Here is a 22,545-nt window from a genome sequence, read left to right on the forward strand (position 1 = left end):
CCCGGCCGACGGCCGGACCCGGCACACCTGGCCGGCGGAACCCGCCGGCCACCGACCGGCGGACTCGGCGGCAGGCCCCCGCCGCCGGAGCGGCTGAGGATCGGTCACCCGGGCGGCCCCGCACAACGACAGAGGGCCTGCCGGATTTCTCCGGCAGGCCCTCTGTACTGGGTCGGGGTGGCGGGATTTGAACCCACGGCCTCTTCGTCCCGAACGAAGCGCGCTACCAAGCTGCGCCACACCCCGGTCTTGCGGTTTGTCGCTCCGTCTCCTTCGCGACGAGTAGAACTCTACCGGACGCTCGCCGAGACACGAAATCCGGTTTCGGGCGGGCGTCCGGCGGGGGTCAGCGGGGGGCCGGGACGAGGGTGAGGAGGGTGGCCTCGGGCGGGCAGGCGAAGCGGACGGGGGTGTAGCGGTTGGTGCCGCAGCCGGCCGAGACGTGGAGGTGGGAGCGGTGGCCGCCGGCGGTGTGGGTGGAGAGGCCCTTGACCCGGCGGGTGTCGATGTCGCAGTTGGTGACCAGGGCGCCGTAGAAGGGGATGCAGAGCTGGCCGCCGTGGGTGTGGCCGGCCAGGATCAGCGGGTAGCGGTCGGCGGTGAAGGCGTCGAGGACGCGCAGGTAGGGCGCGTGGACGACGGCGAGGGAGAGGTCGGCGTCGGCGGAGGGGCCGCCGGCGACGTCGCTGTAGCGGTCGCGGCGGATGTGGGGGTCGTCGAGGCCGGTGAATTCCAGGTCGAGCCCGTTCACGGTGAGCCGGCCGCGGGTGTTGGTGAGGTCGAGCCAGCCGGCTCCGTCGAAGCCGTCGCGGAGCTTCTCCCACGGGTTGTGGACGGCTCCGGTGATGCCGCGGCGGGCGGTGCCGTCGGGGTTGTTCATGCCGTGGGCGCCGCTGCGCATGGCCTGGAGGTAGCGTGCCGGGTTCTTGCGGGCCGGGCCGTAGTAGTCGTTGGAGCCGAAGACGTAGACGCCGGGGAACTCCATGAGGGGCCCGAGCGCGTCGAGGGTGGCCGGGACGCCGAGCGGGTCGGAGAGGTTGTCGCCGGTGTTGACCACCAGGTCGGGGCGCAGGCCGGCCAGGCTCTTCAGCCAGCGCTGCTTCTTGCCCTGCCCGCTCACCATGTGGATGTCGGACACCTGGAGGACCCGGATCGGGCGGGCGCCGCGCGGGAGGACGGGGACCTCGATCCGGCGGAGGCGGAAGGCCCGGACCTCGTACCCGACGGAGTAGGCGAGGCAGGCGGTGCCGGCGGCGGCGATGCCGAGGGGAACGGAGTACAGCGGTCGCATCAGCCCATGCTCTCAGACGGTGGATCAGCGGGCGCACGCCCGGAGTCGGCGGGGAGGGCGGCGGCCGGGGGCGTCTCCTCGGTCTCCCGGCGGGCGCGCAGGGAGCGGACCTTGTGGCGGTTGCCGCAGCGTTCCATCGAGCACCAGCGCCGGCGGCCGGGGCGCGAGGTGTCGACGAAGATCAGTCGGCAGTCGTGGGCGCCGCATTCCCGGATCCGGTCCGCGTACGGGCCGGTGAGCAGGGCGATGGCGTCCCGGGCGAGGGTGGAGGCCAGCTGGGCTCCGTCGGCGGGTGGCGGGGCGGCCGCGGTGCCGTCCGGGGCGATCCGGGGGACCAGCGGCGGGTGCTCGGCGGCCCGGTTGAGGACGGTGTAGTCCTCGGGTTCGCCGGGGCGGCCGTGGGCGCGGGCGGCGGCCAGGTGCCACAGGGCGTCGCGCAGGGTGCGGGTGGCGGTGAGCTCGGCGGGGGAGATCCGTACGGCGTCGGCGGGCAGCCGCAGCCGGGACGGCGGGAGCCAGGCGGCGAGGTCGGCGGGCCGGTGCAGCACCTCGTACCGGGCGTACGGGCCGGGTCCGCCGGTGGTGAGCAGTTCCAGGCAGAGGGCGCCGGGGTCGAAGTGGAAGCGGCTGCCTCCGGGGGTGGTGAGGACCAGCCCGGGCGGGGCGTGCCGGCCGGCCGTGCCGTCGGGCGGTGCGGCGGCCGGGTCGGCAGGGCCGGTCGCGTCGGCCGCGTTCTGGGGGACCGGGTCGTCTCCGTCGGTCATGCGCCCCAGGATAGGTGTAACCGGGAAGACGGGTTACGGGGCCGGAGGGGAACGGAGAGGGGTGGGCCGCTGCCGGGCGGAAGGGCTGACCCTTGGTCAGGAGGTTCCGCCCGGAGGTGCGGAGCACCCCGTCGCCCGGCGCCCCCGTCGCCCGGAGCGGCACTCCGGGCGACGGGGGCGCGGGCCGGCCTCAGGCCGGAATGGCGTTGACGTACTCGCGCATCATCCGGGGGACCCGGTACGCGTACTGGTGGCCACGATTCACCTGGACGACGGAGAAGTCGACCAGTTCGGCCAGGACGTCGAGGTTGCGGGAGGGCTCCCGGCCGGCCGGGCCGCCGCCGTCGACGGGCTCCTGCCGGATGTCGTCGATGGAGAACTCCTCGGGGAACCGGGAAAGCCGTCTGAGTGCCCGGCGCTGCCGTTCGTCGAGCAGTCCGTACGCCCAGGCGAGGCTGCGGTGCAGCGAGCGGTGGTGGGAGAGCCCGCCGACCTCCTCCTGGCCGAGGATCGGCAGCACCCGGCACTCGTCCACCAGGACGTGCAGGGGCACCGAGCGCATCCGCACGGCGGCGTTCTCGATCGCGAGCGCCAGGCCGCCGAGGCGTCGGCAGAGCTCGACCACCTGCGGCATCTGGTCGCCGAGGTCGAGCGTCGGGGCGACCGAGTGCACCCGGTGGCAGAACAGCTCGGCGGCCGGCGGGCAGCCGTAGGGGCCGTCCGGGTGGTCGACCGACAGCGGCGAGACCTCCCACAGGTCGGCGGGGACCCCGGCGGGCGCCCGCAGCGAGGTGATCATGATATGGAGTGCCGGGTGCCGCGCCAGCAGTGTCCTGACCTGCCGGGCCACCGTGTCGATGACGTGCTCGGCGTTGTCGACGACCAGCAGCAGCTGCAGCTCGGGGCCGGTCCGCGGGTCGCGGCCGAAGCCCCGGAGGAGGGCGTCGAGCGCGCGCTGGGCCTGGGCCGAGGCGGCCGCCGGGTCGACGGCCTCGGGGGTGACCGAGCCGAGCTCCAGGACCACGACGCCGTCCCGGAAGCGGTCCAGCAGGTGGGCGGCCGAGTCCAGCGCCAGCCGGGTCTTGCCGACCCCGGCCGGTCCGGTGAGCACCAGCGGACGGCCCGGTCGCAGGGCGGTCACGACGTGCAGCAGGTCGGCCCGTCGGCCGACGGTGATGTCCGTCTTGGGCCGCAGTCCCCGCCACCGCGCGTTGTCCGGGAGCTCGGCGACGCGGGCCGGGAATCCGGGTTCCGGCCGGGTGGGCGGCAGCCCGGCCGGGGCGCCCGCGTGAACGACCTGGGAGAGCAGGGTGTCGTCCCGGTTGGTCGCCGCGGCGAACAGCGCGCCCACCAGGAGTTCCACGGAACTGCGGCGCGGATTCTTGATGGCGCCGGTTTCCAGGTTGCGAATGGTGCGGACGCTGACAGTGGAGTGTTCGGCTAATTGCTCCTGGCTCCAGCCGACCATCTTCCGTTGGGTCACCAACATCGATCGAAGCTGATTGTTGTCCATTCCCCCGCGCTTCCTGCTGTTGTGAGCAGAATAAAAGTCAGAACTCGATGCGCCGCTTTTACGGCGCCCATCGCTCCGAAAAGCGATCACTGTCGCCGGGCGGTCGGGCAGCCGGGCGGAGCGCAGGCGTGCGCGCTCGTTCCGGCAGGGGGCGCAAGGGACCCGGGCCGCCAGGTGTCAGGGCCGCCAGGTGCCTGGGCGGCAGTGTGCCAGTGCCGTGGAATAATGAATCGGGGACGTGATGACGGGTTGTCGCAGTTGTTCGTGGCGGTCTTCGGCGATGATTCGACGGTGATTCGAGGTGAGGTGATCGCCGCCATCGGCTGCTCAAGCGACGCGCGAACGAGTGTACTACGCGGACTATTTTCGGCGAAGCGGTCACAGCGTTCGATTTGCCCCTCCGGGACCGGCAACTTCGCTCCGGATCCGGCAATTTTCGGCATTGCGGCCGATATTGTGCAAGCATTATCGGCCACCGTGGCCGAATCCCGTCGCTTGTTCCCGGAGTCGGGCATCGATTGTTCATGGAATCGACCGCCGCCCGTTCCCGGGTCGGATCGGCACCGTCCGGCGGGCTGTCGGGCGCCCTCGGCCGGGGTTGTCGGGGATGCCGGCCGGGGTTCTCGGGGGATACTCGTTCAACTGCGGAAACCCCGGTGGACGCCCAGGGAAACCCGGTTGAGCCCACCCACAGCCGAAGGATAAGAAGAGGAAATGACAACGCTCAAGGAGCAGCTGCACGAGAACCTCACGGCTGCCATCAAGGACCGGGACGAGCTGCGCGCGTCCACCATCCGGCTCACGCTCGCCGCCGTCACCAGCGAGGAGGTGGCGGGCAAGCAGAAGCGCGAGCTGTCCGACGCCGATGTGCTGAAGGTGATCGGCCGCGAGGCGAAGAAGCGCCGGGAGGCGGCCGAGGCCTTCGACACGGCGGGCCGGACGGAGCAGGCGGCCCGGGAGCGGGCCGAGGGCGAGGTGCTGGCGACCTACCTGCCCAAGCAGCTCTCCGACGAGGAACTGGCCGCGATCGTGGCGGCCGCCGTGGCCGAGAGCGGTGCGAGCGGCCCGCAGGGGATGGGCGCCGTCATGAAGCTGGTGAAGCCCAAGGTCGACGGCCTGGCCGAGGGCGGCCGGGTCGCCGCGGCCGTGAAGGCCGCCCTGGCCTGAGCCGGGTGCCGGACGCCCCAGTGGGCGCCGGTCCGCCGGTCCTGTCCCGTCGCCCAGGTGACGGGACAGGTGACGCCCCCAGGTGACGCGCCGCCCCGGTGACGCCCCGCCTCGGTCATGCACCGCCCGGCGATGCGCCGCCCCGGCGACAACGCCGAAGGGGCGCCCTCCGCACTGGAGGGCGCCCCTTCGCCGTGCCGGCCGTTCGCGGCCCGGACGGGTCAGCCGTTCCCGTTGCCGCCGCCGTGCCGGCCGCCGTTCCCGTTCCCGTTGCCGGGGAAGGGCGGGAAGGTGAACCCGCCGGGGAAGCCGCCGGGCAGTCCACCGGGGAGCCCGCCGGGCTGGCCGCCGGGCTGACCGGGGTTGCCGCCCTGCTGCGGCGGCGGGGGGTTGCCGCCGGGCTGCGGGGCGTTCGGGTCGGTGGCCGGTGCGGTGGCGCCCGCCGGGGGAGTGGCCGGCAGCGGGTCCGGGATGTTGGCGGTCTGGATCGGCTCCAGCGGCGTTCCCTTGAGCGCCTGGTTCATCGCCATCGCCCAGATCGGGCCGGGGCCGTCGGCGCCGAACACCTCGGGGTAGTACTTGCCGCCGATGGTGATGTTCTTCATCTTGACGCCGCCGGCCGGGCCGCCGAGCCAGACCGCGGCGGCCAGCGACGGGGTGTAGCCGCTGAACCAGGCGGCCTTCTTCTCGTCGGTGGTACCGGTCTTGCCGGCGATCTTGCGGCCGTCGTCCATGGTCAGGGCGGCCGCGGTGCCCTTCTCGGTCACGTTGAGCAGGACGGCGTTGAGTGAGTCCGCGGTCTGCTCGGAGAAGGCCTGGCTGCACTGGGACTGCGGGACCGGGATGTCCTTGCCGTCCACCGTGGTGATCTTGTTGATCGCGATCGGGGTGCAGTACTTGCCGCGGGCGGCGAAGGTCGCGTAGACGTTCGCCATGGTCAGCGGGGAGAGCTCCAGGGTGCCGAGGACCATCGAGGGCACCTCCTGGAAGGCGTCGCCCTTGGCGGACTGGGTGATGCCCAGCTTGTTCGCCATCTGCTTCATCGCGCAGAGGCCGACCTGCTGCTCCATCTGCACGAAGTAGGTGTTGACCGAGCGGGCCATGGCCTCCTTCAGCTGGTACGGCCCGACCTCGCTGTCCTGCTCGTTCTTCACCGTCTCCTTGGGCTTGACGGTGTTCTTCCAGGTGCCCGAGCAGGTGGACATCTGCGGGTACTCGATCTTGTTCTCGGACGGGAACGCCTGGGTGTTCGACATGCCCGACTCCAGCGCGGCCGTGGCCAGGATCGGCTTGAAGGTCGAACCGGTCTGGAAGCCGTTGCCGCCGCCCATCGCGGCGTCCACGTTGAGGTTGACGACGGTCTGGTTCTTGTTCGGGTCCAGGCCGTACGGGCGGGTCTGGGCCATCGCCAGGATCTTGCCGCTGCCCGGCTCCATCATGGTCGCGGCGGCCGACACCGTGTCGGTCACGTTGACCTTCTTGGTGACGGCGTTCTGCGCGGCGGCCTGCTTGTCCGGGTCCAGCGTGGTGTAGATGTTCAGGCCGCCGGTGTTCCACACCTTCTTGCGCTCGTCGGCGTTCTTGCCGAAGGCCGGGTCCTGCTTGACCACGTGGCGGACGTAGTCGCAGAAGAAGCCCATGCCGGCCTGGGCGGTGATGCAGCCGTTCTGCGGGTCCTTGTACTTCAGGCCCAGCGGGGCGGCCTTCGCCTCCTTCGCCTGGTCGGCGGTGATGTGCTTGTTCTCCAGCATCTTGTCGATCACGACGTTGCGGCGCTTGACCGTGTTCTCGGGGTAACGCACCGGGTCGTAGGACGACGGGTTCTGCACCATGCCGGCCAGGGTGGCGGCCTCGGCGACGGTCAGGTCCTTGTTGCTCTTGCTGAAGTAGCGCTGGGAGGCGGCCTCGACCCCGTAGGCCTGGTGGCCGTAGAAGGTGATGTTGAGGTAGTTGGTGAGGATCTGGTCCTTGGACAGGTCCTCCTCCAGCTTGATGGCGACCTTGAGCTCCTGGATCTTGCGGCCCAGGGTCTTGCGCTGGGCCTCCAGGACGGCCGCCTGGTCGTCGCCGGCCTTCTCCACGTTGACGTTCTTCACGTACTGCTGGGTCAGGGTGGAGGCGCCCTGGGAGGCGGTGCCGCTCTCCGCGTTCTTGCTGACCGCGCGGAGGATGCCCTTGAGGTCGACGGCGCCGTGCTCGTAGAAGCGGGCGTCCTCGATGTCCACCTGGGCGTGGCGCATGAACTGCGACATCTGATCGGCGGTCAGAACCGTGCGGTCGCGCTCGTAGACCTTGGCGATCAGCCCGCCCTTGGCGTCGAAGATCTGGGTGGCCTGGGTGAGCGGCGGGGTCTTGAAGTCGTCCGGGATGTTGTCGAAGCTCTCCGCCGTGTCCTTGGCGGTCAGCCCGATGGCGCCGACGGCGGGCAGGGCGAGACCGGCCAGCAGGACTCCGGAGAGCACGCTGACGCCCAGGAACTTCACGCCGTTGCCGGCGTGCTCCAACGGTGATCCGCCGGTCCTGCCGCGCGGAGCTCCGGTGTTGCCTGGGGGCTGGGGTGCCTGTGGGCGCTTCGGTGCCATGGGGAGAACCCTACGTCGCGGATTCCCGCACACAGCGGCAGGCGTTCGCCTAGGCTTGTCACAAGCTTGCGACAGCTTCGGTGCGTCAACATCGCTCACTCTTGTGGGCGAGGAGACTTGCCCGAAATGCCCCGTGATGGCCGGGTTTTGAGGCAGCTGTGGCCTGCTGTACCCGTGTGTTCAGTCACGCTCCGTGGTGACTCCTGTGGCGAGAGTGCGGGCTCCGCTTTTGGCAAGGCGTGCGACCTGCGATCACTCCAACGAGTGAGCTGATCGATACCCATAGTCCAATCGGGTCATTCGAGATTGAGCCCGAAGGGGCTGTTGCAAGCTGTCGTTCTTCCGTAACGTCCTCAACTGGCAACGGTGAATATGCCGTTGCCGCCGTGGGGGAGCCTCGAAACGGGAGAGGACGGCGCCGGCATGGGCTGGGTTGACGACTGGAGTGCGCAGGCCGCCTGCCGCACGAGTGATCCGGACGAACTGTTCGTCCAGGGGGCGGCGCAGAACCGCGCGAAGGCGGTGTGCAGCGGCTGCCCCGTCCGGACGGAGTGCCTCGCGGACGCCCTGGACAACCGGGTGGAGTTCGGGGTGTGGGGAGGGATGACGGAGCGCGAGCGCCGTGCGCTGCTGCGCCGACGTCCGACCGTCATCTCGTGGCGGAGGCTGCTGGAGACGGCACGCACCGAGTACGAGGAGTCCCTCGCGACCGGAGTGATACTGACGGACTACGCCCAGGCGGGCTGAGCCCGGCCGCACCGCGCGGTCCGGGCCGGTCGGCCCCCGGGCGCGGGCTACACCGCGCCGTTGAGCCGGTCCCCGATGGCCCGGAGCCCGTCCAGGTCGTGCACGTCGCCCGGCAGCGCCGGCACCTCCACGATCGGCACGTCCGGGTACACCGAGACGAAGCGGTCGCGGGTACGGCGTTCGCGCCCCATGATCTGCATCCGCTCGGCGTGCAGTCGCAGCAGCCCGGCCGCGAGCAGTTCCGCAGCGGGCGAGGCGTGCTCCGAGCCGTTCTCCTCCAGGGCCTCGGCGGCCGCCAGCGCCCGCTCCGCGGTGAGCTGCGGTGCCCCCGTGTCGTGCACCCGGTTGAGCACCAGCCCGGCCAGCGGCATCCGGTCTGCGGCCAGCCGGTCCACGAAGTACGCCGCCTCGCGCAGCGCGTCCCGCTCCGGCGCGGCCACCACCAGGAACGCCGTGCCCGGCGCCTTGAGCAGCTGGTACGTGCGGTCCGCGCGCTCCCGGAAGCCGCCGAACATCGAGTCCATCGCGCTGACGAAGGTCTGCACGTCGGTCAGCAGCTGAGCACCGAAGATCTTGCCCAGGGTGCCGGTGAGCAGTCCCATCCCGACGTTCAGGAAGCGCATCGCGCTGCGCCCGCCGACCTTGGCCGGGGCGGTGAGGATCCGGATCACCCGGCCGTCCAGGAAGGACCCGAGCCGGTTGGGCGCGTCCAGGAAGTCCAGCGCCGAGCGGGACGGCGGGGTGTCCACGACGATCAGGTCCCACTCCTCGGCGGCGCGCAGCTGACCGAGCTTCTCCATCGCCATGTACTCCTGCGTGCCCGCGAAGCCGGCCGACAGGGACTGGTAGAAGGGGTTCTCCATGATCGCCTTGGCCCGCTCGGGCTCGGCGTGGGCCAGCACGACCTCGTCGAAGGTCCGCTTCATGTCCAGCATCATGGCCTGGAGCTCGCCGTCGCCGGTGACCCCCTTGACCACCCGGGGGGTGTTGTCGAGTTCGGTCAGGCCCATCGACTGGGCGAGCCGGCGGGCCGGGTCGATGGTCAGCACCACGACCTTGCGGCCGCGCTCGGCCGCCCGCAGGCCGAGCGCCGCGGCGGTGGTGGTCTTGCCGACGCCGCCGGAGCCGCAGCAGACGATGATCCTGGTCTTCGGGTCGTCGATCAGCTCGTCCACCGCGAGTCGCCGCCCGGTGCTCCGCACCCCGCTGTTCGAGGTCATGCCGCCCCCTGCCGCTTCAGTTCGCCCGCCAGCCGGTACAGCCCGCCGAGGTCCACGCCCTCGCCCAGCAGCGGCAGTTCGTACGTCGGGAGCCGCAGCTGCTGGATGTCGGCGCGCTGCGCGCGCTCCAGCTCGACCCGCTCGGCGTGCTCCCTGGCCTGCGCCAGCAGGGGGTCGATCAGCGGCTCCACCGCCGCCCGGACCTTCTCCGCGGCGCGCGTGCGGCCGCCGAGTCCGGCCTCGCCGAGCGCCACGGCGACCTCCTCGCGGTGGTCCCCGTCCACCGCGGCCACCGCCGCCGCGTCCAGCACCGGCGGCCGGACCATGTTGACCATCACCCCGCCCACCGGGAGCTTGGCCTCGCGCAGCTCCCCGATGCCGTCGACCGTCTCCTGCACCGGCATCTCCTCCAGCAGGGTGACCAGGTGCACCGCGGTCTCCGGTGACTTCAGCACCCGCATCACGGCCTGCGCCTGGGTGTGTATCGGGCCGATCCGGGCCAGCCCGGCGACCTCCGCGTTGACGTTCAGGAACCTGGTCAGCCGCCCGGTCGGCGGGGCGTCCATGACCACCGCGTCGTAGCGCCGCCGGCCGTCCGGGTCCTTGCGCCTGGTCGCCTCGCAGGCCTTGCCGGTGAGCAGGACGTCCCGCACACCGGGCGCGATGGTGGTGGCGAAGTCGACGAAGCCGACCTTCTGGAGCGCCTTCCCGGCCCGGCCGAGCTTGTAGAACATCTCCAGGTACTCCAGCAGCGCCAGCTCGGTGTCGATCGCCAGCGCGAAGACCTCGCCGGGCCCGCCCCCACTGGCGGCCAGCCCCAGCTGGGCGCGGGAGACCGAGGCGATCCGGCGCTCCTCGTACGGCAGCGCGGCGATCCCGAACAGCTCGGCGATGCCCTGCCGGCCCTCGACCTCGATCAGCAGCACCCGTCCGCCGTCGGCGGCGAGCGCCAGGGCCAGCGCCGCGGCCAGCGTGGTCTTCCCGGTGCCGCCCTTGCCGCTGACCACGTGCAGCCGGACGCCCTCCCAGTCGGGGTCGCGCCGGGCCGCCTGGCCGGGGGTGCGTGCCACGCTCCGTCTCCGTCCGTCTCCGTCCTACGGGCGTCCCCTCCTGACGAGGGTGCCCCTCACCAGGGTCCCCTCCCGACGGGGGTGCCCTTCACCAGGGTGCCCTCTCGCGAGGGTAACCAGGGAGCGCACCGGATGCCCGGAGCACCTGGGCCGTCAGGCCGGATCATGCCCTCTTTGTGCCCCACCTCACACGCCTCGCGGCCGTCGGAGCGGATCACCGCGACGGCTCGTCTAGAGTCTGGCCATGACCAAGTGGGAATACATGACGGCGCCCCTGCTGGTGCACGCCACCAAGCAGATCCTGGACAACTTCGGCGAGGACGGCTGGGAGCTCGTCCAGGTCGTGCCCGGCCCGAACCCGGAGCAGCTGGTGGCCTACTTCAAGCGGGAGAAGAACGCATGAGCAAGGTCGAGGAGAAGCTCGCCGAGCTGGGCCTGACCCTGCCTCCGGTGGCCGCCCCGGTCGCCGCCTACGTGCCGGCCGTGCACTCCGGCGACCTCGTGTTCACCTCCGGCCAGCTCCCGGTCGTCGGCGGCAAGCTGCCGACCACCGGCAAGGTCGGTGCCGAGGTCTCCCCGGAGGAGGCCAAGGACCTCGCGCAGATCTGCGGGCTGAACGCCCTGGCCGCCGTGAAGTCCGTGATCGGCGACCTCGACCGGATCGAGCGGGTCGTCAAGGTCGTCGGCTTCGTCGCCGCCGCCCCCGACTTCATCGGTGTCCCGGCCGTCGTCAACGGCGCCAGCGAGCTGCTCGGCAAGGTGCTGGGCGACGCGGGCGTGCACGCCCGCAGCGCCGTCGGCGTCGCGGTACTGCCGCTGGACGCCCCGGTCGAGGTCGAGCTCGTGGTGCGCGTCAAGACCGTCTGAACGTGATCGCGGGGGCGGGGCCGGGACCGTCCGGCCCCGCCCCCGTGTGGCCGGAGTGTGTCCGATCGATCCGTGAGCCTGGCGGGAATCGCCGGGCACGCCCTAGCATCCGGGCATGGACCATCGAGCGACGACGCTCCCGATGCCGCCCGGCTGGCCCGCCCGGATCCGGGCGGTCGCATCCGGCGCGGTGACCCCGCCGGTGCCCAGGCCCGCCGCGACCGTCGTGCTGCTGCGCGACGCCGCCGGGGGGCCGGAGGCCTACCTGCTGCGCAGGCGCACCTCGATGGCCTTCGCGGCCGGGATGTACGCCTACCCCGGCGGCGGGGTGGACCCGCGGGACGCCGAGGTCGAGCCGGGCTGGGCCGGGCCGACGCCCGGGGAATGGGCGCGACGGCTCGGGGTGGACGCCCGGACGGCGCGGGCGGTGGTCTGCGCGGCCGTCCGGGAGACCTTCGAGGAGGCCGGCGTGCTGCTGGCCGGCCCGGACGCCGACAGCGTCGCCGCGCCGCGCGACTGGTCCGCGGAGCGGGCCGCGCTGGAGGCGCACGAGCTGTCCTTCGCCGAGTTCCTCCGCGACCACGGCCTGGTGCTGCGCAGCGACCTGCTGGGCGGCTGGGCCCGCTGGATCACCCCCGAGTTCGAGGAACGGCGCTACGACACCTGGTTCTTCGTCGCCGCGCTGCCGGCCGGCCAGCGCGCGGCCCTGGAGGTCGGCGAGGCCGACCGGGTCGCCTGGCTGACCCCCGCCGAGGCGGTGCGCGGCCACCGGGAGGGCCGGTTCGGCATGCTGCCGCCGACCGTGACGGTGCTGCGCGAGCTGTCCTCGGCCCGGACCGCGGCCGAGGCACTGGCCGCGGCCGCCGACCGCCCGCTGACGCCGGTCCTGGGCCGGGCCGAGATCCGCGGCGACCGCCTGACGGTCCGCTGGCCCGGCTACCAGGAACTGACCATCGACGGGGAGTTCCCCGAGGGCTCCTGACCGTTCCACCGGTGGGGCCACCCGGGCCCCGTCCGGCTGCGGGTCGTACACCCCGCAGGACGCGACCTTCCCGTACCGACGCAGAGAGAGGACCGACGCCCGATGACCCACAACGACGTGGCTCGCCGGACGGCGCCCGAGATGCCCGCCCGCCGTCTGACTCCCCGTGACCCCGCCTGCGAGAGCCAGGTCCCGTTCGTCGAGGTGGCGCAGCGCGCCCTCGTCCGGGCACTGCCGCTGCGGGCCCTGCACCGAGACGGCGGAGGCGGCCGGTGAGCGGACTCCTGCCGGGCGACCCCGCCGCCGCCGTCGGCGGCGAGGCCACCCCTCGGGCGCTGTGCGTGCTGGCACCGAACCCGTCGCCGATGACGCTGGACGGCACCAACACCTGGCTGCTCTCCGAGCCCGGCTCGGACCTCGCGGTGGTGATCGACCCGGGCCCGCTGCACGAGGGCCACCTGCGCCGGGTGGTCGACCTCGCGCGGGAGCGGGGCAAGCGGATCGCGCTGACCCTGCTCACCCACGGCCACGCCGACCACTCCGAGGGCGCGGCCCGCTTCGCCGAGCTGACCGGCTCCGAGGTGCGGGCCCTGGACCCGGCGCACCGGCTGGGCTCGGAGGGCCTGGTGGGCGGCCAGCGCCTGGACGTCGGCGGCCTCGACCTGCGGGTGGTGGCCACCCCGGGGCACACCTCGGACTCGCTGACCTTCCACCTGCCGGACGACGGCGCGGTGCTCACCGGCGACACCGTGCTCGGCCGCGGCACCACGATGGTCGCGCACCCCGACGGCCGGCTGGGCGACTACCTGGACTCGCTGCGCCGGCTGCACACCATGGCCTCCGACCACGGCGTGCGCACGGTGCTGCCCGGCCACGGCCCGGTGCTCGGGGACGCGCTGGGCGCCGTCGACTTCTACCTGGCCCACCGGGCCACCCGGCTCGCCCAGGTGGAGACCGCGGTCGAGGCGGGCTGCCGGACCGCGCCCGAGGTGGTGGCCCGGGTCTACTCCGACGTGGACCGGGCGCTGTGGCCGGCCGCCGAGCTGTCGGTGCGGGCCCAGCTGGACTACCTGGAGGACCACGGGCTGATCCCGGGCGCCGAGTGATCCCCCGACCGCGGGAACTGCGGGGGTGAACGCGGAGGGGCCCGTCCGGATCGGACGGGCCCCTCCGCGTTCGCGGGCGTCAGCGGCGTTTCACCGGCGTCAGCGCGAGCGGCGCGACAGCCGCTCGACGTCCAGCAGCACCACCGCGCGGGCCTCCAGCTTCAGCCAGCCGCGGCCGGCGAAGTCGGCGAGCGCCTTGTTGACCGTCTCGCGGGAGGCGCCGACCAGCTGGGCCAGCTCCTCCTGGGTGAGGTCGTGGGCGACGTGGATGCCCTCCTCGGACTGCACGCCGAACCGGCGGGAGAGGTCCAGCAGGGCCTTGGCGACGCGGCCGGGCACGTCGGAGAAGACCAGGTCGGACATCACGTCGTTGGTGCGGCGCAGGCGGCGGGCGATGGCCCGCAGCAGCGCGATGGAGACCTCGGGGCGGGCGTGCAGCCAGGGCTGGAGGTCGCCGTGGCCGAGGCCCAGCAGCTTGACCTCGGTCAGCGCGCTGGCGGTCGCGGTGCGCGGACCCGGGTCGAACAGCGACAGCTCGCCGATCATCTCGCTGGGGCCGAGCACGGCCAGCATGTTCTCGCGGCCGTCCGGCGAGGCGCGGTGCAGCTTGACCTTGCCCTCCGCCACGACGTACAGCCGGTCGCCCGGGTCGCCCTCGTGGAACAGCGACTCCCCACGGGCGAGGGTGACCTCGGTCATGGAAGCGCGCAGCTCGCCGGCCTGTTCGTCGTCGAGTGCCGCGAAGAGTGCGGCGCGCCGCAGAACGTCGTCCACGTGCTTCCTCCTTCTCGGCCGTACGGCGGGTGGGCCGTCCGGCGCAAGTTCCGTTCAGTGTTCTGCATCACCAAGCATGGCGCATGTCGCTCCGATCATATGAGGAGGGGGTGTGCCGAGGTGCGCCGTGCGGGGCCATTCGTACCGGGGGGTCACCGGCCGGACCCGGTGACGGGAGCCCGGGGGAGGCCGCCGATCGAACCTTTGTCCATTCGATTCGAACAGGGAAACGGACCCCGTCGTGCGGGCGTGTCCCGCCGCCGGACCGCCCGGCGACGAGCGCCGGCGGAGCCCCTCGGTCCGCCCCCGGTCCGCCCGGCTCAGGGTCCGGGCGGACCGTACCGGAGCCGGGCGATCAGCCGGTGAAGCCCAGCTCGGCGAGGGCCCGGTCGATCCGGGCGCGGTGCGCGGCCTCCCAGTCGTCCAGGGTCTCGGCCGCCTCCTTGGCCAGCTTCGCCCGGGCCGCCTCCAGGACCCGCGCCCGCTCGGCGGCGGGCACCACCACGACGCCCTCCTCGTCGGCCACCACGATGTCGCCGGCCGCCACCGACACCCCGGCGCAGGTCACCGGGGCGCCGTGGGTGCCAAGCCGCTCCTTCGCCCCGGGGATCGGGATCACCCCGCGGGCGAAGACCGGGAAGGCCAGCTCCCGCACCTCGGCGAGGTCCCGGATCAGGCCGTCGGCCACGAAGGCCGCCACGCCCCGGCGCTGCGCCACCGCGCAGACGTTGCCGCCGGCCAGCGCGTGGTCCGGGTCGCCGGACTCCACCACGATCACCGAGCCCGGCCCGGCCCGGTGGATCGCCGCGTGCAGCATCAGGTTGTCGCCGGGCGGGCACCGCACGGTGAAGGCCGGTCCGGCCACCCGGGGCATGCCCGTCCACAGCGGGCGCAGGCCGGCGTCCATGACCTGGGCGCGGCCCAGGACGTCGGCCAGGGTGGTGGTGGGGATGTCTTTGAAGTCCTCGTCCATGCTTCCTCGTTGGTCGTTCGTCGTTGGTTGTCCGTCGTTGCTTGTCCGTCGGGTGGGTGCGCGCCGGAGATGCGACGCCGGGGATCGTCGGAAGACCGGACGGTGCCCCCGGGCCGCGCGTCAGGCGTAGAACTTCAGCAGTTCCGGCGCCAGCACCTCGGCGGACACCTCGTGGGTCTGGCCGTCCAGCGTCCGGTACTCGGCGTCCGGCACGGCCGCCGCCACCGCGCGGGCCGGGGCCCGCAGCGTCTCCGGGCTGGCGCCGCCGTCCAGGACCAGGGTCGGCACGGCGATCGTGGCCAGCAGGTCGACCGGGACGACCGCGCCGGTCCGGTCGCCGAGCGCCGCCGCGTCGTACGCCAGGGTCGGGGCGACCGCCTCGAACAGCGGCCACACCGGCGCGCCGCGCATCCCGTCCACCATCTCCGCCGGCGATCCGGCGTAGACCATGAGGGCCGCGACCGCGTCCCCGCGGCGCCCCTCGGCGAGCGCCGCCGTCAGCTCGGCGACGTACTGGCGGAAGCGCTCGCTCTGCGCCTCCCCGGTGCTGAACGGCGGCTCGTAGACGGCGAGTCGGGTGATACCGGTACCCGCGGCGGCGGCCCGCAGCGCGAGTGCGGCGCCGGAGGAGTGGGCGAGGACGTGGGCCGAGCCGCCCGCCGCCGCGATGACGGCGGCCAGGTCCTCGATCTCGCGCTCCACCGCGAAGGGCGGGGTGTCCCCGCTGTCGCCGCGACCGCGCCGGTCGTAGGTCCACACGGTGTGCCGCGCCGCCAGCTGTTCGGCGATCGAGGCGCTCGGCCCCATGCCGCGGTGGCACAGCGCGCCGTCGACCAGGACGGCGGCGGGGCCGGATCCGGTGACGGAGCACGCGAGGACGGTGCCGTCGGTGGAGACCACGGTGTTCATGGGTGTTCCTTACTGTCGTACGAGTCGGTCGTGGAGGTAGACCGGGGTTCGCCGCAGAACTCATCGCTCCGGCCGAAATTTTCTTCCGGACCCTCCGGACCCCTGTGGAGAGGTGTCCGAGCGCATATGTTTCACGGGTAAATTACCTGCTAACCTTTTTTGCATGGTCACAACCGCCCAGTTCCGCCAGGCACTTCGGGTCGGTCCGGCCGGGGACGGCTGGCACAAGCCCGCGCTCAGCGCCGTGGTCACCCTCGGCGCGCTCAACCTCACCCTGCTCGGCCTCGGCCGGCTCGACCTGGCCCTCTACACCTCGGCCGGCGGCCTGGGCGCGCTGTACGGGCACGGCCTGCCCTACCGGGCCCGGGCCCGGACGCTGGCCGGCGTGCTGCTCGGCACCGTGCTCAGCACCGGCGCCGCCCTCACCGCCGCCGCACTGACCCGCGACGCCGCCGTCCTGGTCGCGATGGCGGCGGTGCTCGCCGCCCTGCACAAGCTGTTCTGCGACGCCGCCCGGATCGGCCCGCCCGGCAGTCTGATCATCACTTTCACCTCCGCCAGCTGCGCCTTCCTCCCGCAACGGCTCGCCGAGGTCCCGCCGCACCTGGCGCTCACCGCGCTCGGCGCCGCGCTGGCCTGGCTGGTCTGCATGGCCCCGGCCCTGGTGCGCCCGTACGGGCCCGAGCGGATCGCCACCGCCCGCGCCCTGGAGGCCGCCGCCCGGCTGCTGCGGACCAGGCCCGGCCAGCCGGAGCCGGACGCCGCCGTCCGAACCGCCCTGGTCGGCGCGGTCGAGACGGCCTGGCAGAGCCTCGCACTCTCCACCCCGTCCCGGCGGCGCGACCTCGGCGACGCGCCCGAGCGGCTGCTGGTGCGCGCGGAGTCAGCACTGGCCGGACCGGCCCGGCCCGAGGACGCCGCGCGGTACCTCGGCCTGGCCCGCGACCTGCGGCGCGGGCGCCCGCTGCCGACGCTCGACCTCACCGAGGCGGAGGCGGCCGAGCCTTCCGCCCGCCGTCCAGGCCCCCGACCGCCGCTGCGGCGGGCGCTGCGGCCCGGTTCGGCGCTGCTGCCGATCGCGCTGCGGGTCGCCGTCGGCTGCGCCGGTGCCGGGTGGATCTCGCTGGCGCTCGGCGTCGGCCGGCCGTACTGGGCGGTGGTCACCGCGGCCTCGGTGTTCCAGGCCAACAGCACGCTGTCCTGGCAGCGCGCGCTGCAGCGGGTGCTGGGCAACCTGCTCGGCCTGCTGCTGTTCACCGCCGCGCTGCCCGTCGCGCACACCGGCCCGCTGGCGCTGATCGGGCTCGGGCTGGTCTGCCAGTTCGGGGCGGAGGCGACGATCGCCCGGAGCTACTGGCTGGCGACGGTCTTCGTGACCCCGATGGCGCTGCTGATGACGGAGTTCGCGGGCCCGCAGCCGGCCGGGGTGCTGATCGCCGACCGCTGGCTGGACACCTGCGTCGGGGCGCTCGCCGGCCTCACGGCCTGCCTGCTGGTCACCAACCGCCGCACCGCCGCCCGGCTGACCCGCGCGCTCGCTGGAGCGGAAGCGGCCGGCCGCCGCGCGTCGGCCGCCGTCCGCGCCGCCTCGCCCGTCGCGGCCGCCTCGCCCGGCCCGGGCGTCCGGGCCGTCGCGGGCGCCCTCGCCGCGAGCACCCCGGACGCCCTCGCCGCCCGCACCGGCCTCGCCGCGGCCCTGCTGGAGCTGCGCGAGGCCACCGACACCGCCGCCGGCGAGTGGCGCCGGCCCGCCCTCCCGCACCAGCGCGCCACCGCCACCGAGCAGCAGGCCCACCACCTGCTGGCCGCGCTGCTGGAACACCGCGGCCGCGGCGGCCTGTCCGATCCCGGCCCGGCCCTGCCGGACACGGCCCGGGCCGCGACGGGCACGGCCGGGGCCGCGACCGGCACGCCCTAGGATCGAAGCCGAACGGCAGGCCGCAGAACGGGAGCAGCACACGTGGAGGACGTCGTCGCAGGTGTGCTGCGCCAGTGGGAGCGGGCCTACCCGGGGCTGGACACCGCTCCGATCGCCGTCCTCGGCCGGATCAACCGCTGTGCCGCGCTGCTCCAGCAGACCCCCGACCCGCTCACCCGGGCCGGCCTCACCCGCGCCGAGTTCGACATCCTCGGCGCCCTGCGCCGCCTCGACCGCGAGCTGACCCCCACCCAGCTGGCCCGGGAGAGCTTCGCCTCCGGGGCCGCCGTCACCAAGCGACTGCGGCTGCTGGAGGAGCGCGGCCTGGTCAGCCGCCGCACCGACGACCGGGACCGCAGGGTCGCCCACCTCGCGCTCACCGAGGAGGGCCGGACGCTGGTGGACGGTCTGATCCAGGAGCTCGTCGCCTACGACCGCGCCCTGCTGGCCGGACTCACCCCCGCCGAGCAGGACCGGCTCGCCGAGGCCCTCAGCGGCCTGCTGAACAGCCTTGAGGGGACGATCGGCCGCACCCCGGCCTGAGCCGGCGAACTGTGGCGGAGCGTCAACGGTGGTGCTCCGGCGGGAAACTATGCTCGTGGTGCGGGCGTACGGGGGCGCCGGGTGCGCGGCGGGCTCCCGCTGGGCGCGCGGTGTGTCGAGCCGTCTACCGGGAGTTCCCCTTGGGCCACAGCGCGGACCGAACCGACACCGATCGCTCCCGTCCGAAGCACGCCGGCGGATTCGGCAGCCCCGGCAGCGCCGGCGGCTCCGGCGGCTTTGGCAGCTCCGGCGACCCGCTCGCGCGGCTCACCCGGGGCATCGTGGCCATGGTCGCCGTCGGCTTCTGCGCCGCCTCGGTGGTGGCCACGGTCCGCAACCACGACGGCCTGGCCTACCAACTGCCCGCCGTCGCACTGCTGCTGGTCCTGCTCGGCCTGCAGATCGGGCACGCCGGTCCGTGGCGTCTGGCGCGGCGCTGGTGGCCGTGGAGCCTGGTCGTCCACGGGGTGCTCACCTACCTGCCGTTCCTGTTCTTCGACGGGGCGTGGGTCGGCATCCCCGGGTCGTTCGCCGGTTCGGTGCTGCTGACCGTCGCACTGCCGCGTTCCTGGGTGCTGTTCGTCGCACTGGTGGCCGCCCAGTACCCGCTCTGCGCGGCGCTGGGCGGGAACCCCGGCCAGTGCGTCAACGCGTCGGTGTCCACCGCGGTGGGCGGCATCGTGGTCTACGGGGTGGCCCGACTCGCCGATCTGACAGCCGAGTTGAGGGCGGCCCGGACCGAGCTGGCCGAGCTCGCGGTGGACCGGGAGCGGCTGCGTTTCGCGCGCGACCTGCACGACCTGCTCGGCTCCAGCCTCTCGGTGGCGGCGCTGAAGTGCCAGCTCGCCGAACGGCTGGCCGCGGAGGAGCCGGAACGCGCCCGCGCGGAGATCGCCGAGGTGCTGGCACTGGTGCGGCAGGCGATGGCGGACGCCCGCCGGCTCCCCAGCGGCGACCTCGGGATGTCCCTGGCGCGGGAGGCGCGTTCGGCGGTCTCGGCGCTGCGGGCGGCCGGGATCGGGGTCGAGGCCGAACTGGACTGCGAGGGGCTGCGGCCCGAACTCGACGGGGTGCTGGCCACCGTGCTGCGTGAGGCGGTCACCAATCTGCTGCGGCACAGCGCGGCCCGGCGCTGCGGGATCCGGGCCGGCCGGGACGAGTTCGGCGCGGTGCGCCTGGTGGTCTCCAACGACGGCGTGCCGCCCGAACCGGGCGGCGCACCGCGCGAGGACGGCGGCGGCCACGGCATCGGGAACCTCACCGAGCGGCTGCGGGCCGTCGGCGGCCGGCTGACCGCCGAGCGGGACGGAGCGGGCTGGTTCCACCTCACGGCCGTCGTCGAGGCCGAGCCCGCCCGGGAAGCCGCTCGCGCCGCCTGAGCGGGGCCCGGCCCGGGGCCGCTACTCGCGCGCCCCCATCGTCTCGATCGGCTTCCGGCGCAGCGCCAGCCGGGTGGTCAGCAGGACGGTGCCCATCCCCAGCAGCGCCGCCCCGCCCAGCACCGCGGCCACCCAACTCCCGGGCGGCGCGGGCCAGGCCGTCCCGGTGAGCGCCAGGCTGACCGGGACCAGGACGGCGGCGGTGACCGCCGTACCGAGGGCGAGGGCCACCGCGACCGTGATCCCGCCCTCCCAGGCCGCCATCCGCAGCACCTGCGGCCGCGTGGTGCCCACCAGCCGCAGCAGCGCGAACTCGCGCCGCCGCTCGCCGGTGGCCATCACCAGGGTGTTGACCACGGCGATCGCGGTGAACAGGCCGATCATGCCGAGCAGCAGCCGTCCGACCGCGGTGGCGGACTCCTGCCGCTGCCGGCGGGCCGCGTCGTACTCGGCCCGGTCGCCGACCCGGGCCATCGGGTAGGCCGCGGTGAGGTCGTGGAGTTCCCGGCCGACCTGCCGCGGGTCGGTTCCGGGGGCGGTACGGACCAGGACGGTCGGCGTGAGCGGGTCCGGGGCGTGGGCGGCGGCGAAGGGGGCGGGCAGCAGGGCGTCCGCGAACCGCGCGTCGCGGTCGTACACGGCGGCCACCGTCGCGGTGCTGCCGGTGCCGTCCGGCCATTCGATCCGGACGGTGGTGCCGACGCCGGCCTTGAGTGCGGCGGCCGTCCGCTGCCCCAGCGCGATGTCCGCGTCGCGCAGCCCGTCCAGCGAGCCGGCCGTCACCCCCGGGTCGACCAGCTCCGCCAGCCCTCGCGGCTCGACGATCCGGGCGTTCAGCCCGTACTCGTCGGCGTCCCCGGCGGAGGCCCGGACGGTCGTGGAGACCGTGCCGTCGGCCGCCGCGACGCCCGGCAACCGCCGTATCGCGGCGGTGAATTCCGGCGGCAGGCCGATCCCGACGGCCTGGACCACGTGGTCGGCCAGCAGCCGTCGGCCGTCCTCGGCCGCGGTGGCCCGGGCCTTGACCACCGGGACGAACAGCACCGTGCCGGTGAAGGCCACCGCCAGCACCAGCGGGGTGACGGCGGCGGCGAAGCGGCGCGGCTGGGCCCGCAGCGCGGCCGAGGCGAGGAAGCCGGCCGCCGGGAAGAGCCGGCCCACCGGCCCGCCGATCGCCACGCTGGCGACCCGGCCGATCAGCGGTCCGAGCAGGGCCACCCCGAGCAGCAGCACCAGCACCATGCTCTCGGCCGTCCCCGCCCCGCGGTGGCCGTCGGTCGAGTCGGCCAGCACCGCGCCGGACCCGGCGAGCGTCACGAGCCCGAGCCCGGTCCGGATCCGGCCGATGCCGGGCGGCGGAGCCGAGGCGTCGCGCAGCGCCCGGGTGGGCTCGACCCGGGAGGCCCGGCGCGCGGCGGCCGCGACGGCCAGCTGCGCGGTGACGACGACGCCGCCGAGGACGATCAGCGGGGCGGTCGGCCCGATGTGCAGCGGCACGTCCGAGCCGACCACCCCGCGGTCGACCAGTTCGCCCCGCAGCAGCGCGGCGAGGCCGGTCCCGGCGGGGAGGCCGACGACCGCGGCCGCGAGGGTCAGCACCAGCGTCTCCAGGGCGATCATCCGCCGCACCTGTCCGGTGGTGGCGCCGACCGCCCGCAGCAGGGCCATCTCGCGCAGCCGCTGCTGGACGGAGAGCGCGAGCGCCCCCGCGACCACGAAGGCCGCGACGAACAGCGACAGCACGCCCGTCGTCCCGGCCAGCGAGGAGAGGCCGTCGCCGGGCCCGGGAGTGCCGGAGAACTCCAGCTCGCCCCGCTCGTCGCCGGTGTGCACCCGGGGTCCGGACCAGTCCGGCGCGCCGGCGCGGTCCCGTGCCGCGGCGAGCACCCGCCGGGCCTGCTCGGCCGGTGCCCGCAGGTCGGTCCCCTCCCGCACGGTGAGCCCGATCGCGTCCGCGCCGGCCGCCGTCCCGGCGAGCCGGGCGGCCTGCCCGGGGCTGAGGAAGAGCGCGCTCTGACGGGCCAACTCCTGCGGTGCCGCGGCCAGTCCGGTCACGGTGTAGCCGCGGGGCGCCTCGGTGGTGGCCAGCCGTACGGTGCCGCCGACCGTGACCCCGGCGCGGGCGGCCGTCGCGGTGTCGAGGACCACCTCGTCCGGCCCGGTCGGGGCGCGGCCGGCGGTCAGCCGGAACGGGGTGAGGGCGGCGCTCGTCCAGGAGTGCCCGAGCGAGGGGCCGCCCTGCGGTCCGGTGAGGACCTGCCCGGAGGCGGTGACCACGGCGGCCGGGAAGGAGACCTCCGGGACGGCGGCCGTGACGCCGGGCAGCCGGGCGAGTTCCGCGGTCAGCGGTCCGGCGTCCGGGATGCGGGTGCTGTCGCCGACCACCACCGGGGCCCCGGCGTAGCGCTCGGTGGGGGTGCCCGCGCGCAGGGCGGACTCCAGCAGGACCCCGCAGGCGACGGTCAGGACCAGGGCGCAGACGAGCGCGGTGAAGGCGCCGGCGAAGCCCGTCTTCCGGGCCCGCACCGTTCGCCAGGCCAGCTTCAACACGCGGCTCTACCCCCCGGTGGTTCGCCCTCGATGACATCGCGAGCCTAGCTCCGGGGGTATCGGCCGGATTTCGGTTCGTCGGCGAAGGGAGGCCTGGTTGAGACGGTCCATGGGCCGTCCATGGGCGGATCCATGCGAAACGCACGGTCCGTCGAACCGGCGGGGCCGTCCTGCAGGGGTGTTGGGGCGG

The 22,545-nt window shown here is 74.1% G+C and carries 20 protein-coding genes and 1 tRNA gene; 10 read left to right on the plus strand and 11 right to left on the minus strand.

Going from position 1 to position 22,545, the window contains the following annotated elements; translation table 11 throughout:
- Positions 1-172 precede the first annotated feature (172 nt).
- From ACFVVA_RS13555 to ACFVVA_RS13570, 4 genes are all read right to left on the minus strand, one after another.
- A tRNA-Pro gene (locus ACFVVA_RS13555) sits at positions 173-246 on the minus strand.
- 100 nt (positions 247-346) lie between these two features.
- Positions 347-1,291: a metallophosphoesterase gene (locus ACFVVA_RS13560; protein WP_380358346.1), complete on the minus strand. Its 945-nt coding sequence runs from the start codon at positions 1,289-1,291 to the stop codon at positions 347-349.
- Positions 1,291-2,055 (minus strand): CGNR zinc finger domain-containing protein, encoded by a 765-nt coding sequence (locus tag ACFVVA_RS13565; RefSeq protein ID WP_387688916.1) that lies wholly within the window; start codon positions 2,053-2,055, stop codon positions 1,291-1,293. The genes ACFVVA_RS13560 and ACFVVA_RS13565 overlap by 1 nt, the downstream gene beginning before the upstream one ends.
- Before the next feature lie 190 nt (positions 2,056-2,245).
- Positions 2,246-3,538, minus strand: coding sequence for a helix-turn-helix domain-containing protein (locus ACFVVA_RS13570; protein WP_387688918.1), 1,293 nt, complete (start codon positions 3,536-3,538; stop codon positions 2,246-2,248).
- A 744-nt stretch (positions 3,539-4,282) separates the two neighbouring features.
- Here ACFVVA_RS13570 and ACFVVA_RS13575 point away from each other — a divergent pair.
- The gene (locus tag ACFVVA_RS13575; RefSeq protein ID WP_359905693.1) at positions 4,283-4,735 is read left to right on the plus strand and encodes a GatB/YqeY domain-containing protein; all 453 of its coding nucleotides are present in this window, start codon (positions 4,283-4,285) and stop codon (positions 4,733-4,735) included.
- A gap of 221 nt (positions 4,736-4,956) precedes the next feature.
- Here ACFVVA_RS13575 and ACFVVA_RS13580 read toward each other — a convergent pair whose 3' ends face one another.
- The gene (locus ACFVVA_RS13580) at positions 4,957-7,239 is read right to left on the minus strand and encodes a transglycosylase domain-containing protein (RefSeq protein ID WP_387688920.1); all 2,283 of its coding nucleotides are present in this window, start codon (positions 7,237-7,239) and stop codon (positions 4,957-4,959) included.
- 501 nt (positions 7,240-7,740) lie between these two features.
- On the opposite strand from ACFVVA_RS13580, the gene ACFVVA_RS13585 reads away from it, so the two are divergent.
- Positions 7,741-8,064: a WhiB family transcriptional regulator gene (locus tag ACFVVA_RS13585; protein ID WP_030240986.1), complete on the plus strand. Its 324-nt coding sequence runs from the start codon at positions 7,741-7,743 to the stop codon at positions 8,062-8,064.
- A gap of 47 nt (positions 8,065-8,111) precedes the next feature.
- Here the strand turns inward: ACFVVA_RS13585 and ACFVVA_RS13590 are convergent, their stop codons facing one another.
- On the minus strand, positions 8,112-9,284 hold the full coding sequence (locus tag ACFVVA_RS13590) for an ArsA family ATPase (protein WP_359905699.1): 1,173 nt from the start codon (positions 9,282-9,284) through the stop codon (positions 8,112-8,114).
- Complete coding sequence (locus ACFVVA_RS13595; protein WP_387688923.1) at positions 9,281-10,354, minus strand: ArsA-related P-loop ATPase; 1,074 nt, start codon at positions 10,352-10,354, stop codon at positions 9,281-9,283. Before ACFVVA_RS13595 ends, ACFVVA_RS13590 begins: the two co-directional genes overlap by 4 nt.
- 244 nt (positions 10,355-10,598) lie before the next feature.
- Here ACFVVA_RS13595 and ACFVVA_RS13600 point away from each other — a divergent pair, with 244 nt between their 5' ends.
- The 5 genes from ACFVVA_RS13600 to ACFVVA_RS13620 all read left to right on the plus strand — a co-directional run bounded on the left by ACFVVA_RS13600 (position 10,599) and on the right by ACFVVA_RS13620 (position 13,309).
- A complete protein-coding gene (locus ACFVVA_RS13600; protein ID WP_094743074.1) occupies positions 10,599-10,757 on the plus strand; it encodes a DUF4177 domain-containing protein in 159 nt (52 codons plus the stop codon).
- Positions 10,754-11,221, plus strand: a complete 468-nt coding sequence (locus ACFVVA_RS13605) for a RidA family protein (protein ID WP_380541469.1) — start codon at positions 10,754-10,756, stop codon at positions 11,219-11,221. The genes ACFVVA_RS13600 and ACFVVA_RS13605 overlap by 4 nt, the downstream gene beginning before the upstream one ends.
- A gap of 115 nt (positions 11,222-11,336) precedes the next feature.
- Entirely contained in the window at positions 11,337-12,203 is an 867-nt protein-coding gene (locus ACFVVA_RS13610; RefSeq protein WP_359905707.1) for an NUDIX hydrolase, read from the plus strand.
- Between the two features lie 102 nt (positions 12,204-12,305).
- The gene (locus ACFVVA_RS13615; protein ID WP_387688926.1) at positions 12,306-12,479 is read left to right on the plus strand and encodes a hypothetical protein; all 174 of its coding nucleotides are present in this window, start codon (positions 12,306-12,308) and stop codon (positions 12,477-12,479) included.
- Positions 12,476-13,309 carry an MBL fold metallo-hydrolase gene (locus ACFVVA_RS13620; protein WP_387688928.1) on the plus strand — a complete coding sequence of 278 codons (834 nt, stop codon included), beginning with the start codon at positions 12,476-12,478 and terminating at the stop codon, positions 13,307-13,309. Before ACFVVA_RS13615 ends, ACFVVA_RS13620 begins: the two co-directional genes overlap by 4 nt.
- Before the next feature lie 99 nt (positions 13,310-13,408).
- Here the strand turns inward: ACFVVA_RS13620 and ACFVVA_RS13625 are convergent, their stop codons facing one another.
- The 3 genes from ACFVVA_RS13625 to ACFVVA_RS13635 form a co-directional block, all read right to left on the minus strand.
- On the minus strand, positions 13,409-14,083 hold the full coding sequence (locus ACFVVA_RS13625; RefSeq protein ID WP_030288117.1) for a Crp/Fnr family transcriptional regulator: 675 nt from the start codon (positions 14,081-14,083) through the stop codon (positions 13,409-13,411).
- Positions 14,084-14,438: 355 nt separating this feature from the next.
- On the minus strand, positions 14,439-15,056 hold the full coding sequence (locus ACFVVA_RS13630) for an RraA family protein (protein WP_387688930.1): 618 nt from the start codon (positions 15,054-15,056) through the stop codon (positions 14,439-14,441).
- A 120-nt stretch (positions 15,057-15,176) separates the two neighbouring features.
- Positions 15,177-15,965, minus strand: coding sequence for an alpha/beta fold hydrolase (locus tag ACFVVA_RS13635; protein WP_387688932.1), 789 nt, complete (start codon positions 15,963-15,965; stop codon positions 15,177-15,179).
- 163 nt (positions 15,966-16,128) lie between these two features.
- Between ACFVVA_RS13635 and ACFVVA_RS13640 the strand changes: the two genes are divergently transcribed.
- From ACFVVA_RS13640 to ACFVVA_RS13650, 3 genes are all read left to right on the plus strand, one after another.
- Positions 16,129-17,883 carry an FUSC family protein gene (locus ACFVVA_RS13640; protein ID WP_387688934.1) on the plus strand — a complete coding sequence of 585 codons (1,755 nt, stop codon included), beginning with the start codon at positions 16,129-16,131 and terminating at the stop codon, positions 17,881-17,883.
- A gap of 42 nt (positions 17,884-17,925) precedes the next feature.
- The gene (locus tag ACFVVA_RS13645; protein WP_387688936.1) at positions 17,926-18,426 is read left to right on the plus strand and encodes a MarR family winged helix-turn-helix transcriptional regulator; all 501 of its coding nucleotides are present in this window, start codon (positions 17,926-17,928) and stop codon (positions 18,424-18,426) included.
- A 140-nt stretch (positions 18,427-18,566) separates the two neighbouring features.
- Complete coding sequence (locus ACFVVA_RS13650) at positions 18,567-19,805, plus strand: sensor histidine kinase (protein WP_387688938.1); 1,239 nt, start codon at positions 18,567-18,569, stop codon at positions 19,803-19,805.
- A gap of 21 nt (positions 19,806-19,826) precedes the next feature.
- On the opposite strand, the gene ACFVVA_RS13655 is transcribed toward ACFVVA_RS13650, so the two are convergent.
- Positions 19,827-22,355 carry an FtsX-like permease family protein gene (locus tag ACFVVA_RS13655; protein ID WP_387688940.1) on the minus strand — a complete coding sequence of 843 codons (2,529 nt, stop codon included), beginning with the start codon at positions 22,353-22,355 and terminating at the stop codon, positions 19,827-19,829.
- Between the last annotated feature and the right edge of the window lie 190 nt (positions 22,356-22,545).

Origin of the sequence: Kitasatospora sp. NPDC058048 (genome assembly GCF_042885555.1) — a bacterium.
GTDB classification, from domain to species: Bacteria; Actinomycetota; Actinomycetes; order Streptomycetales; family Streptomycetaceae; genus Kitasatospora; species Kitasatospora lactacystinica.

What these genes read in the sequence shown, in the direction of transcription:
- ACFVVA_RS13560 (WP_380358346.1), bottom strand. Translation starts at nt 1,291, where the DNA reads ATGCGACCGCTGTACTCCGTTCCCCTCGGCATCGCCGCCGCCGGCACC.
- ACFVVA_RS13605 (WP_380541469.1), top strand. Translation starts at nt 10,754, where the DNA reads ATGAGCAAGGTCGAGGAGAAGCTCGCCGAGCTGGGCCTGACCCTGCCT.
- ACFVVA_RS13575 (WP_359905693.1), top strand. Translation starts at nt 4,283, where the DNA reads ATGACAACGCTCAAGGAGCAGCTGCACGAGAACCTCACGGCTGCCATC.
- ACFVVA_RS13565 (WP_387688916.1), bottom strand. Translation starts at nt 2,055, where the DNA reads ATGACCGACGGAGACGACCCGGTCCCCCAGAACGCGGCCGACGCGACC.
- ACFVVA_RS13635 (WP_387688932.1), bottom strand. Translation starts at nt 15,965, where the DNA reads ATGAACACCGTGGTCTCCACCGACGGCACCGTCCTCGCGTGCTCCGTC.
- ACFVVA_RS13600 (WP_094743074.1), top strand. Translation starts at nt 10,599, where the DNA reads ATGACCAAGTGGGAATACATGACGGCGCCCCTGCTGGTGCACGCCACC.
- ACFVVA_RS13585 (WP_030240986.1), top strand. Translation starts at nt 7,741, where the DNA reads ATGGGCTGGGTTGACGACTGGAGTGCGCAGGCCGCCTGCCGCACGAGT.
- ACFVVA_RS13590 (WP_359905699.1), bottom strand. Translation starts at nt 9,284, where the DNA reads ATGACCTCGAACAGCGGGGTGCGGAGCACCGGGCGGCGACTCGCGGTG.
- ACFVVA_RS13640 (WP_387688934.1), top strand. Translation starts at nt 16,129, where the DNA reads ATGGTCACAACCGCCCAGTTCCGCCAGGCACTTCGGGTCGGTCCGGCC.
- ACFVVA_RS13610 (WP_359905707.1), top strand. Translation starts at nt 11,337, where the DNA reads ATGGACCATCGAGCGACGACGCTCCCGATGCCGCCCGGCTGGCCCGCC.
- ACFVVA_RS13615 (WP_387688926.1), top strand. Translation starts at nt 12,306, where the DNA reads ATGACCCACAACGACGTGGCTCGCCGGACGGCGCCCGAGATGCCCGCC.
- ACFVVA_RS13630 (WP_387688930.1), bottom strand. Translation starts at nt 15,056, where the DNA reads ATGGACGAGGACTTCAAAGACATCCCCACCACCACCCTGGCCGACGTC.